Source organism: Sphingobacterium psychroaquaticum, from assembly GCF_004421025.1.
GTDB lineage: Bacteria > Bacteroidota > Bacteroidia > Sphingobacteriales > Sphingobacteriaceae > Sphingobacterium > Sphingobacterium psychroaquaticum.
In genome coordinates this window covers 1413592-1427578 of sequence record NZ_CP038029.1, presented here as the reverse complement: position 1 = coordinate 1427578, position 13987 = coordinate 1413592, and the positions used below count along the sequence as shown (strand labels likewise).

The window sequence follows — 13987 nt, the reverse complement described above, 5'->3', positions numbered from 1 at the left end:
TAGTTGCACCAATTTTAGTTTCTCTTAATCAACACTGAGCCTTTGAATACTTCTTTCTTACCTGCTTTTGTTGCCTCAATCAGATAGAAATATGTTCCAGCATTCAGTCCCGAACCATTCCATTCGTTGTTATACTTATCATTGCGATATACCTCATTACCCCATCGATTGATAACGGTTAAACTTATTTGATCGTAGGCTTCTACCCCAACAATTACAAATTGATCATTCACATTATCATTATTCGGCGAGAATGCATTTGGTATAATCAATGGGTTATCTAAAATCGCTACAGTAACCTCAGCCTCATTACTCCATCTAGCTTTCGCATCTTGTACACGATAAGTAAACATATCGGAACCTGTCGCATTCTTGTCTGCGGTATAGGTTATCGTTCCATTAATATTTACCGCCGCTATTCCTTTTTGCGCCTGTTTTACAACAGCTACTGTCGCTGTATTTATAGCAGATAGCGTCACTATATCGTTCGCGAGAACATCGATCGTAACCTGTGCACCCGCTTTGACCATAGCATCATCATCCTGCGCTGATATCAGTAGAAAATCTACAGGAATTGGATTAATATCATCGCGATCGTCCTCTGGATCTTTAACTGGATCTTTTCCTGGTCCCCAAACAGATACACCATTTGCAATAATATCTGGTGACTGCTCGTCGATTTCGGCTGTAACTTTCACGATAATTGTCGCACCTACCGGAACAGAGGCAGTTGTCGTTAGTACAGCATTATTTCCAGTACCAGAAACGGTCGCGTTATTGCTGGTTACAGCATATTCTTTGATCGTTAACCCTTGTCCTGGACGCTCAACAAGCGAGATTGTTTTACCTGCTTGCAACACAGCTGGCCCATCATTCTTAACCTCTAAGGTGAAGGTCGTCATCTCCCGCACTTTGACCCTAGACTGATCGGCTCTCTTCGTAATACTTAACTTCGTTTCGTATACTACAGGAATCTCTGGCGTCTTATCTTCATCATCAGGCGTCTCGGTCGTTGGCTTATCAGGTCCCCAAACCTTAACCCCATTGCTAATCGTCGTTGGCGCATCCGCCGCAACAGCTGCCGTCACCTTCACCACGATCGTTCCTCCTACGGCAACAACCTTGTTCGTTGTTACGGTAGCGGTGTTACCCGATCCAACCACCGTACCATTGTTCGAGGTAATATCGTAACGACTAATCGCTAGCCCCGCACTTGGCATTTCACCTAAACGAATAACTCTTCCCGATGCAATCTCCCCAGGACCACTATTCGAAATGGTAATAGTGAACGTGGTGTTTGTACCTGCTTTTACCGGATTTTGATCTGCTACTTTAGTTACAGTAAGTTTTGCCTGTGATTCCACTGGAATTGGTGGCGTCTCGTCCTCATCTCCGTCAACCTCAATACCATTTTTCACCACACCTGTCGCATTACCTGGAACATGTCCTTTAATATTCAACACAATGGTTGATCCAATGGCTATGTCTTGACTCACTTTTATTGTAAATTTACCGGTACCACTATTGTAAATACCATCGAATGTAGCATTGCCACTTATAATTGAGATATCATTACCTGTGATCACCAAACCGTCTGGTTTTTCTGTTACAACAATGGCATGCCCTGTTTTCGCAGTAGATGGTCCACTGTTTGTCAATACAACTTTAAAGTCTACGCTTTGACCAGCAATTGCTTTTGCTGCTGTTGTCGTTTTTTCAACTTTAAAATTAGATGTTCTATTTACTGTAACATCTGGCGTGGTAGCCGTGCCATCCGGAGTGCTGTAGTCGCCTGCCGGATCCATGCTCCAGACCTTGATCGTATTGTTGATGATGCTGGCCGCAATGTCAGCAGCAACGGTAGCATTAACCGTCAGCGTGATGCTCTGGTTCGGTGCAACGCTGTTCGCAACCGTCAGGTTGAACGCACCGTTCGAACCGATCGCGCCCACCGTGCCGTTGCTCGAGCTTACCGTGCCCATCGTCTGGCCGGCGCTCAGTACATCCTGTAGGTAAAGAACCGTGCTCGGCAAAATCGTAGAGGTACCCTTGTTCGTCAAGGTAACCGTATAGCCGAATCCCGTGCCCGCTGTAGCCGTAGCCGCATTGCCCGCTTTCTTAACGGCATCAGGATCGCCCCATCCGTAGTCTCGGTCCACTGGGATATCTGGCGTGGTAGCCGTGCCATCCGGAGTGCTGTAGTCGCCTGCCGGATCCATGCTCCAGACCTTGATCGTATTGTTGATGATGCTGGCCGCAATGTCAGCAGCAACGGTAGCATTAACCGTCAGCGTGATGCTCTGGTTCGGTGCAACGCTGTTCGCAACCGTCAGGTTGAACGCACCGTTCGAACCGATCGCGCCCACCGTGCCGTTGCTCGAGCTTACCGTGCCCATCGTCTGGCCGGCGCTCAGTACATCCTGCAGGTAAAGAACCGTGCTCGGCAAGATCGTAGAGGTACCCTTGTTCGTCAAGGTAACCGTATAGCCGAATCCCGTGCCCGCTGTAGCCGTAGCCGCATTGCCCGCTTTCTTAACGGCATCAGGATCGCCCCATCCGTAGTCTCGGTCCACTGGGATATCTGGCGTGGTAGCCGTGCCATCCGGAGTGCTGTAGTCGCCTGCCGGATCCATGCTCCAGACCTTGATCGTATTGTTGATGATGCTGGCCGCAATGTCAGCAGCAACGGTAGCATTAACCGTCAGCGTGATGCTCTGGTTCGGTGCAACGCTGTTCGCAACCGTCAGGTTGAACGCACCGTTCGAACCGATCGCGCCCACCGTGCCGTTGCTCGAGCTCACCGTGCCCATCGTCTGGCCGGCGCTCAGTACATCCTGCAGGTAAAGAACCGTGCTCGGCAAGATCGTAGAGGTACCCTTGTTCGTCAAGGTAACCGTATAGCCGAATCCCGTGCCCGCTGTAGCCGTAGCCGCATTGCCCGCTTTCTTAACGGCATCAGGATCGCCCCATCCGTAGTCTCGGTCCACTGGGATATCTGGCGTGGTAGCCGTGCCATCCGGAGTGCTGTAGTCGCCTGCCGGATCCATGCTCCAGACCTTGATCGTATTGTTGATGATGCTGGCCGCAATGTCAGCAGCAACGGTAGCATTAACCGTCAGCGTGATGCTCTGGTTCGGTGCAACGCTGTTCGCAACCGTCAGGTTGAACGCACCGTTCGAACCGATCGCGCCTACCGTGCCGTTGCTCGAGCTCACCGTGCCCATGGTCTGGCCGGCGCTCAGTACATCCTGCAGGTAAAGAACCGTGCTCGGCAAGATCGTAGAGGTACCCTTGTTCGTCAAGGTAACCGTATAGCCGAATCCCGTGCCCGCTGTAGCCGTAGCCGCATTGCCCGCTTTCTTAACGGCATCAGGATCGCCCCATCCGTAGTCTCGATCCACTGGGATATCTGGCGTGGTAGCCGTGCCATCCGGAGTGCTGTAGTCGCCTGCCGGATCCATGCTCCAGACCTTGATCGTATTGTTGATGATGCTGGCCGCAATGTCAGCAGCAACGGTAGCATTAACCGTCAGCGTGATGCTCTGGTTCGGTGCAACGCTGTTCGCAACCGTCAGGTTGAACGCACCGTTCGAACCGATCGCGCCTACCGTGCCGTTGCTCGAGCTCACCGTGCCCATGGTCTGGCCGGCGCTCAGTACATCCTGCAGGTAAAGAACCGTGCTCGGCAAAATCGTAGAGGTACCCTTGTTCGTCAAGGTAACCGTATAGCCGAATCCCGTGCCCGCTGTAGCAGTAGCCGCATTGCCCGCTTTCTTAACGGCATCAGGATCGCCCCATCCGTAGTCTCGATCCACTGGGATATCTGGCGTGGTAGCCGTGCCATCCGGAGTGCTGTAGTCGCCTGCCGGATCCATGCTCCAGACCTTGATCGTATTGTTGATGATGCTGGCCGCAATGTCAGCAGCAACGGTAGCATTAACCGTCAGCGTGATGCTCTGGTTCGGTGCAACGCTGTTCGCAACCGTCAGGTTGAACGCACCGTTCGAACCGATCGCGCCTACCGTGCCGTTGCTCGAGCTCACCGTGCCCATGGTCTGGCCGGCGCTCAGTACATCCTGCAGGTAAAGAACCGTGCTCGGCAAAATCGTAGAGGTACCCTTGTTCGTCAAGGTAACCGTATAGCCGAATCCCGTGCCCGCTGTAGCAGTAGCCGCATTGCCCGCTTTCTTAACGGCATCAGGATCGCCCCATCCGTAGTCTCGATCCACTGGGATATCTGGCGTGGTAGCCGTGCCATCCGGAGTGCTGTAGTCGCCTGCCGGATCCATGCTCCAGACCTTGATCGTATTGTTGATGATGCTGGCCGCAATGTCAGCAGCAACGGTAGCATTAACCGTCAGCGTGATGCTCTGGTTCGGTGCAACGCTGTTCGCAACCGTCAGGTTGAACGCACCGTTCGAACCGATCGCGCCTACCGTGCCGTTGCTCGAGCTCACCGTGCCCATGGTCTGGCCGGCGCTCAGTACATCCTGCAGGTAAAGAACCGTGCTCGGCAAAATCGTAGAGGTACCCTTGTTCGTCAAGGTAACCGTATAGCCGAATCCCGTGCCCGCTGTCGCAGTAGCCGCATTGCCCACTTTCTTAACGGCATCAGGATCGCCCCATCCGTAGTCTCGGTCCACTGGGATATCTGGCGTGGTAGCCGTGCCATCCGGAGTGCTGTAGTCGCCTGCCGGATCCATGCTCCAGACCTTGATCGTATTGTTGATGATGCTGGCCGCAATGTCAGCAGCAACGGTAGCATTAACCGTCAGCGTGATGCTCTGGTTCCGTGCAACGCTGTTCGCAACCGTCAGGTTGAACGCACCGTTCGAACCGATCGCGCCCACCGTGCCGTTGCTCGAGCTCACCGTGCCCATGGTCTGGCCGGCGCTCAGTACATCCTGCAGGTAAAGAACCGTGCTCGGCAAGATCGTAGAGGTACCCTTGTTCGTCAAGGTAACCGTATAGCCGAATCCCGTGCCCGCTGTAGCCGTAGCCGCATTGCCCGCTTTCTTAACGGCATCAGGATCGCCCCATCCGTAGTCTCGGTCCACTGGGATATCTGGTGTGGTAGCCGTGCCATCCGGAGTGCTGTAGTCGCCTGCCGGATCCATGCTCCAGACCTTGATCGTATTGTTGATGATGCTGGCCGCAATGTCAGCAGCAACGGTAGCATTAACCGTCAGCGTGATGCTCTGGTTCGGTGCAACGCTGTTCGCAACCGTCAGGTTGAACGCACCGTTCGAACCGATCGCGCCTACCGTGCCGTTGCTCGAGCTCACCGTGCCCATGGTCTGGCCGGCGCTCAGTACATCCTGTAGGTAAAGAACCGTGCTCGGCAAGATCGTAGAGGTACCCTTGTTCGTCAAGGTAACCGTATAGCCGAATCCCGTGCCCGCTGTCGCAGTAGCCGCATTGCCCACTTTCTTAACGGCATCAGGGTCGCCCCATCCATAGTCTCGGTCCACTGGGATATCTGGCGTGGTAGCCGTGCCATCTGCAGGTGGAAGCGTATTGATATTTGTTCCTGGATTATCCTGCCAGATATGCACGGTATTCTTAATGGTATTCGGTGCGTCCGCGGCTACACCAACCTTAACGATAAAATTAAACGTAGCACCCACGGCAACCTCATTTGCCATCGTAAGACTAAACAAGCCGTTAGCACCAGGTACAACTGTACTACCATTGTATTCCACTTCCGTTAACGTCTGTCCAGCACTCAACAAGTCACGGAAATAAATAGATGTGCCTGTTAAGATCGTTGAAGGCCCTTTATTCTCGACTTGAACGGTATACGTATACGGTTTACCCGCTACGGCATGTTCATTATTATTTTGTCCATTTTTTTGAATGGCATCATTGTCAAAACCATATTCTCGCGTTACCGTCAATAACGCAGCAGCAGACTCCACTGTACATCCTTTATCAGAGGCTATTAAAACACGGTATTGACCATAAGGTCCTACCGCAGCTACATTGGCGGGAACATTTACACTATAGGTTGCAGCAGTAGCATTTGCGATATCAGTCCATGACGTACCATCTATAGAGGTTTGCCATTGATAAGTAACCACTTGTGTTTTATTCACTAACGCAACCGAGAAACTAGCCGTGGCCCCAGCATGTACCGTAACACTTTGCGGCTGATTCTCCACCCGTGGCAATTCATTAACCTGAACGGTGATCGGTTGTCTTGGACCAACGGCACATCCTTGTCTAATTGCCTGCACATAATACGTATGAATACCTACTGTTGTATTTGCTGGAACCGTGAAATTTAATTTATCTATAGACGATGCCAATGGATTACCCGCTTCGTCATACACGGCGTAACGTGTACATTCATCTTGTTCGGTAATCGTAATCTGTGCCCCTTGACATACCTCTACCGTTGCACCTGGTTGTGTACCCACAGTTACGGTAGGCATGATGCCGATGTCATACACATTCGTAAATTCACCCAGAACCCCCAATAGGTTTTCATAACTGATTTCCACGCGATCAAAAGGATCCGCTATTGGAGGAATCATAAGCGACACCTTTTGACTACCATCTCCCATCGCTCCTAGAAGCTTTAAATCTAAGATACTACTTGTTTCATCGAGCGCAGCACCTACTTTCGCAGCGCCTAAGTACCGTTGAATGCGGTATCCCTTTAGTAACTGTAGGCTCAATACCTGATTACCCGGAACGCGTGTTACAATGCGTACCGAATCAGTTGCCATGCTACGAGACTTGAAGACTGCTGTCAAAAACGTTTGCTTTGCAACAGATACACCATTCCAGATTTCAGCAAAACTATCCGGATCATTATCCACAGCTTTCCATGCATCTTTCACAGTCGCCGTTGCACTTAAAACACCAAGGCCAATATCACGAACACCATGTAGTAAATCTTGAATATCAGGGTTGGTAACATTATCAATTGGAGCACAATCTACCGTTCCAGGAACGGTGTAATATGCGGCATATACTTTCGCATTTTGTGCCACACTAAGAAGAGCACCTTGTACGATGCGAATACCATCATAATCCTCAGGTTGCCCCGACACATTAGCCGGTACAAACGTATATTCAAACACATTATCAGCCGCCAATAGGTCAACCAATCCTCCCGCTACTGGCCTAAGCACACCGATATCGATTGGTGTTCCGAGTCCATTTCTTTTAGTTCCTACGATAGATAGGCCACCAGCCACAGCTAACCCCGAATACTCCTTCCCTAGTTTAATGGTTACCGGTGTTCCTTTTTGAACCACATCTGCAAATTGTAAATTTTGCCATGTTGTACCAATTCCCAAGACCCCTAACCCTGTCGTGATAGTCGAATGAGTCTTTACATTTCCATCAACAGCCAATCCTCCATTTGTAACCCCACCTGTAAGAAAGGAGTCCGAACTTTCCGTGTTTGCATATACACGTACAAGTTGCGGCGGACAGCTGTCTGCCGTATACACATTTATCAATACCGTAGCGGAACTTGTACAACCTGTACTTGTGTTCGTTGCAACCACCGTATACGCATAAACTCCTGGCGTTGCGAAGGTAGCTGTAGGGCCAGCAGCACCCGTGGTAGACGGATTCCCGAGATTATTGTACCACTGATACGTGACTCCCCCCTCAGCAACAACAGATGGCAAAGTGATCGGTGTATTTACAATTCCCGTAATCGAAGACACTCCATCTACAAATGTAATCTGCGGAGCAACATTCACGGTAACCGTAGCTCCGTCGGATGGATCACTTGCGCACCCCGTTAGAAGGTCCGTCACAGTAACGGTGTAAACGCCACCCTCTGTTGTTACATATGTCGCCTGGTTGGCGTTAGCAATTGCTGTCCCACCTTTATACCATTGATAAGTTCCAGCGCTAGCACTAGCCGTCAAGGTTACCGGTGTTCCCGAACATACCGCACCTGCAGGCAAAGAACTTATTGTAGGTTTTGCCGGTCTAGCATTTATTATCACAGATACCGAAGCCGAAGCACCACTTTCACAACCTGTATTATTTACTGCTTTCACAGAATATAGACCTGCATCACCAAGGTTACCACTCAACGTCAAGGTATTGGTCGTTTCTGTTGTCAGTTCAGTAGTTCCCTTATACCATTTATAGGTAGTACCAGTTCCTACAGCAGTCAATGTAATACTGGTACCTTCACAAACCGCAGCCGGCGTATTAATAGTCGGTACAGTTGGTGCTTCAATAATCTGAACAGTCACCGTTTTTGCAGGAGCCTGGAAACAAGCGCCTTCACCTTCAATTGAAACATAATAGGTGGTTGTACTGGTGATAGTCGGCATATAGCTTGCTCCCGTGTGTACAACCTGTCCCGTAGGGCTATTCAATCGCCAAATAAAGTCAGCACCCGGAGGCAATAGGGTAATGCCACCAGCGCTTGCAAAGGAAGCCGTCAGTTGCACAGGCAATCCTGCACACCAGTCAAGATTATTTGTAAGGGTAATGTTTGCAGCCGTCAGTGTTACACAAGTAGTTGGTAAACTTTCTACCGCCGATACGGTATCATCCCCCCCATTAATATCCTTAAATGTTGCTGTCGCCGTGTTCACCAAAGGCTCATCATTATCTGGAATCGTCAATACTTCCACTTTAAATGTTAACTCCACCTGATGTGTCTCGCCAACCTTTAGGAGTGGAATATTATGAGTCACGGTCCCTCCATTGGTGACCACCCCATCTATTTCAATGAGTTTAACATGCGCACTAAGCGGATCGGTCAACACCACATTTGTCAGGTCTTTATTGCCGTTATTAACCACGGTCAATGTATAGGTAATAGTATTCCCAATTGCAGCTGTTTTTACACCAGACTGATTAAGCCCCGATTTAGTAAACTGCACGCTATGAACGGCCTGAACCGGGATAACCGTTCCCGTTCCACCACCTGTATTTGGTTGTGTTGGATCGTTGACAAGCGGAGGATAGCTTTCAACTGGTGTATTGATTTCCGTGCTCTGCGCTGTTGCCACATTTCGAATCTGCGTGATTCCAGTCAAATCAGAGGCAACCTTTACTTTAAAAGTGTAACCTTGTGAAGTTGCTCCTACAGCTAATGTTGGAATCGTCACATTGGTGCTTCCCGAAATCAAGGTAACACCAGGAGGTAATGGATCCGTTATTACGATATTTGTCAAATCCTTATTTCCGGTATTACGAACATACACGGTATACTCAACTTCTTCGCCCCCTCGAACAGTTGTTTTCTGCGGATCATTACTGATCACAAATGCCTTCCAGATAACCATATTATGCTTATCGGTCACTGGCACGACGGTAGGTTCCCCAGGTTGCGAACCTGGAGCAGGCCCCGTTGCAGGAGCTGCGGGATCCGCTGGAGCTGTAGAAACAGGGATGCCACCAGCATTAACCGATGCCACATTCGCAATCTGCGTCAATCCTGTAAGATTATTTTTAACCGTTACGGTGAAAGTGACTTGTTTCGTTTCCCCGACGAGAATATCAAGTCCACTGAACGTAACCGTTCCTCCAGCCAAAGCACCACCACTTTTATGGGTGGTTCCCGTAGGAAGTACATCAGAGACCACCACTCCCGTCAAGTTCTGGTTCCCTGTATTTTTAATATATATAGTATAAGTAATATCTTCGCCTCCCGAAACACTGGTTACTCCCGCTCCACTAAGTGTTGCAGCAGCAGCTTTCCATGTCGATATGGTTGGTACTGCGAGAACAGGAATAGTTGTTCCAGTTCCTCCAGAATTATCAGGATTGTTTGGATCCGTTGGTGAAGGTGGCAATGTTGACGTTCCGGGATCCGCGACATCCTTCTTCACTAAAGCAACATTGTATATCGACGGAACTCCTGTTAACTCCGTGTTTACTTTCACCCTGAAACTCACGGTTGCCGTCCCCCCAACAGGTACATTTACATTTGCGAAAGTTAACACACCACCTGCAACAGTTCCTCCGTTACCAGCTGAGACAAAAGTCGTGTGCGCCGGTATGGCATCTGTAATGGTTAAATCATTTAATGCTAATAATCCTGTATTACGTACATGTATTGTATAGTCAATATCTTCGCCGCCTTTCACGGTCTTAAGTGCTACATCGTTGTTCACCAAAAAGGATTTCCATGCCACAAAGGAAGGGACAGCCTTAGCAAAACAACGCGTCACACCATACAAATGAACCGGTGGAAATACAGATCCTTGTACAAGTGTCTTAACGCCTACCGAAATCCGATCATAAACTACACCCGGAGCAAATGGCACTTCCACCATCTGGTTTGTACTCAATAACTGCAGGATGTTAATACCATTTATGATACCATTTTGCCAATTCAACTGAGCAACCTCGACATTACCTCGGTAAGCTTTGATTTCCAAACCTCCAAGAAGATCAATGTCTACAGCGCCACCACTTGTTTTAAATTTGATATTTACCACATCATCACTGGTCGACAATGAGTTAAAGAAAATCCATTGTTTCGTCGAAGCACCAACGGCTAAAGTACCATTACTGATCTCTGCATAATCCGTTGTATTCACCTCATTGATGGCGTAATGCGGATTAGCTACACCAGCGCCCCCAAGATCGTTTACCCCCAAACTTATTCCCGAATGTTCATACGAAGTCGCAAAAGGAGATAAACATGGGTCTGTGCTGGATTCATGACACATACCATATACGTTCATCGTATTCGGTTGTGCTAAAAGTCCCAACGCGCTATTGGTCTTATCTGTGATTCGCACCGCATTGTACGCTTGAGCTGGCGTGACTGCGATATAATAGCGACCAAGTTTATCCTGTACGACCCGAATAATGGCATTGCCACCAGCACTAGCTTGTGCACTCGAGCCGTTTGCCACGGAAGTACTTGATACAACGGCTCCTTGACCGTTGTACGTGTTCATCTTCACATCAACTTCAAAAAAATGATTCCCTAGCACCAAATTATTCAAAACGCCACTCACCACATTCCCGAGGCTACCACTTACCAGCGCTTTTAATACACCAGGGTCAAAATCAACACGGATATATGAAGTTGTTCCGGCCGCAACCGTCGCACCATACCCTAATTCAACGTACCCTTCATACTTATTCCCCAGGCCTAATAGTGTGCCAGCACCAGACTTCAGTGTGGCATAGCTATCGAAATCTGCATCAAAGAGATTACTGACCCCATCTGCATTCGTGGCACTAACCAATTTATCGGCACATATAGGTGTTACAAAAGGACTTTCCCCAATTGTTTCCGGACAGTCAATACCAAACCGTTTGACGCTATAAACCCGGAGCGGCTCTGTCGCGACATTCACGGAGGCCAAGGATTCAGCGCCAATATCTACCCGATCAAAAGTACCGGTTGGCGTAAATTGAAGATCGACGAGCCCCCCAGATTTAAACAACGTAAGGAGATCAATATTATTCAATAAACCCTGTTGCAGAACATAGTCTGGCCCCACCTGTGTTTGACCATTATAGAAGCGAATCTTGTATCGACCTAATACATCCAAACTCAAAAGAGAGGACGGTTCAACTGCAAGGCGAATTTTCACATAATCATTAGGTTTCGAACCTTGGTTAAAATATATAGTCTGGAATACGTTAGCAGCAACTCCCGCAATACCTAAATTTATAGTCGAATAATCTGACGAGTTATCACTAATCGCCCGGTAACTATCCACAACGCCCACCTGTGAAATATTTCCAACACTAATTCCTAAACCTCCCCCTTTATACGATGTAAAGTTGGCTGGAAAGCAACTATCCTCACCCAATTCAAAACAAGCATTATACACGTCCAAAGACGCCTTCTTACCGGTTGGCAATAAGGCGACCACATGATTACTGATACGCACACGGTTATAGCTCTTATTCGGCGTAATCGCAATATAATAACGTCCCACTTTATCTTGAACTAATGTTACGACCCCATCAGCCGTACCCGCAAAAGCATTAGAGCTCAACTCCTTTAACACGGAAGTCGTCCCATTTTTGGCTTCCACCTCAAAATATTGATTACCCAACAGGAGATTGTTCGCCAAATCGGCAGCCAGCTTACCAAGGCTTCCGCCCAGCAACCGATCTAACACATCTTTATCGTAATTGATCCGAACATAGGTTGTTTGATTAGCTAACAGTGTACGCCCCAAATCCATCTCAACAAAGCCGGTTGTGGCTCCACCGACAAGCAAACTGCCCGCATCCGCATGGAGGGTAGCAAAGGTTTCATTATTACTATCGACGGCCTGTTGCGCAAAATCGACATTCTCAAAATCAACCAACGAGCTTGCACATGAAGGTGCATCAAATGGACTTTCTGTAGGGCTTGGTGGCGCACCGATCAGCGGATTAACACATCCTGCCGCTCCACTATAACGCTGCACATCGAAAATTCGAACACCACTTCCCAAAACACTGAGGCCGACCGACGAGTTCAATCGAACCTCCACACGATCAAAGGCTTTCCCTGGTCCAAAAGTAAGGGTAGCTGCACCACCGGATCCCAAAAGAGCCAACACGCTGGTATTATTCAATAAGCTACTTTGCAACGATCGTTTATATACTTGTGTCGTTCCATCCCAAAATACAACTTCAATTCCGCCCAACAGATCGGTATTAACAACACCCCCAGAACCAAGTGCTAGTTTAATATTAACACTATGTCCTGCCGGCGATTTTGATGGAAAGTAAAAAAACTGTGAGAACGATTTCCCAACATTGATCGATGCTGCTGACGAAGATTTCAATAACGAATACGTTAACTCATCCCCATCAATCGCTCGCTCAAGATGTTGGTCCTGCAAATCTAGAAGGGATAAAGATAGGCCCGCTCCGCCATCAAAAGAAGTATAACTTGGTCTTCCACAATACCCACCATCATTCTGAAAAGAAACAGCAGAAAATACCTCTAATGTAAATTCCGTACCAGCGCCTACGGCCGATGTTGATCTGTTGGTGATACGCACGCGATCATAACTTGATGCCGGTTTTATGGCGATAAAACTATTTCCATTATTATCGCGTACAAGACGAACCCGATCCGTATTAAAACCATCCGTACTCTTTCGCGACAAAACCGAACCCGAACTTGTTCGTGCGTCAATTTCAATTTCTTGTTTACCAAAAAGGAGCCCCCCAGCAACAGTGCCTAAGGCATTACCCAAAGAGCCCCCCAACAGTACGTTAAGTAAACCTGGATCGGTCGTACCTATTCGCACATACGTCCACTGGTTAGCGGGAATTGAATTAGGGAACTGTAATTCGATTTCACCGATATACGAAGCCAAGCCTACAGCAATGCCAGGCGAAGCCAATAGCTTAGCGCTTGTATTGTCATCCAACGTGGCATTCTCAGGCGTCTCTACTGTGGCGACAAAACAAGGCCCAAAACACCCCAGCAAAGAAGTCATCTTTTCATTACCACTCTTATGGCTTACATTATTCGCGACAACCTTAGTTTGCCCTATACCGACAATCGGTACCGATGCTAAAAAAAACACAAGCAAAAAAAGTAAATGCCAAATAGAATTCGACGAGACTTTCAAATCGGTCTGAAATTTCATAAGTAAGCTCCTTTCTTTTAACATCTGGTAGTATGGGTCCTACCATTTGTTAAGTTATAATTTCTTTTCATAGGCTATAGTTAAATTGCTTTAAAAAAATGTTGCGAAACATTATGTTTTAAAAACAAATTAACCACGAAATAAAATTACAAACTTATTGCGAAATAACAAGTTTTTTAAAAAATTTATTAAAAACCTAAAAATCAATAGGTTTGCAAAAACCTATTAGCAATATTTTTAACCAACAAATAACACCAAAGGAAATAATATCATTTAATTAATAATATTAACGATTAACAACAATAAAGTAGGGAAATCAAAAAAACACAAATTAAACCCCTAACACTATATATTAAAGAAATTATTATTCACAAAAACTTAATTAAAACGCAATAAAAATTCAATAAATAAGGAATCACCCTTATGATCATACA

At 47.7% G+C, this 13987-nt stretch carries 1 protein-coding gene; it reads right to left on the bottom strand.

What is annotated here, in order from left to right; all coding sequences use genetic code 11:
* Positions 1 to 14: 14 nt before the first annotated feature.
* The gene (locus E2P86_RS05855; RefSeq protein WP_166785157.1) at positions 15 to 13553 is read right to left on the bottom strand and encodes a T9SS type B sorting domain-containing protein; all 13539 of its coding nucleotides are present in this window, start codon (positions 13551 to 13553) and stop codon (positions 15 to 17) included.
* Between the last annotated feature and the right edge of the window lie 434 nt (positions 13554 to 13987).

Excerpts from the sequence above, each read along its gene's own strand:
- E2P86_RS05855 (WP_166785157.1), bottom strand. The coding sequence starts at position 13,553 with ATGAAATTTCAGACCGATTTGAAAGTCTCGTCGAATTCTATTTGGCAT.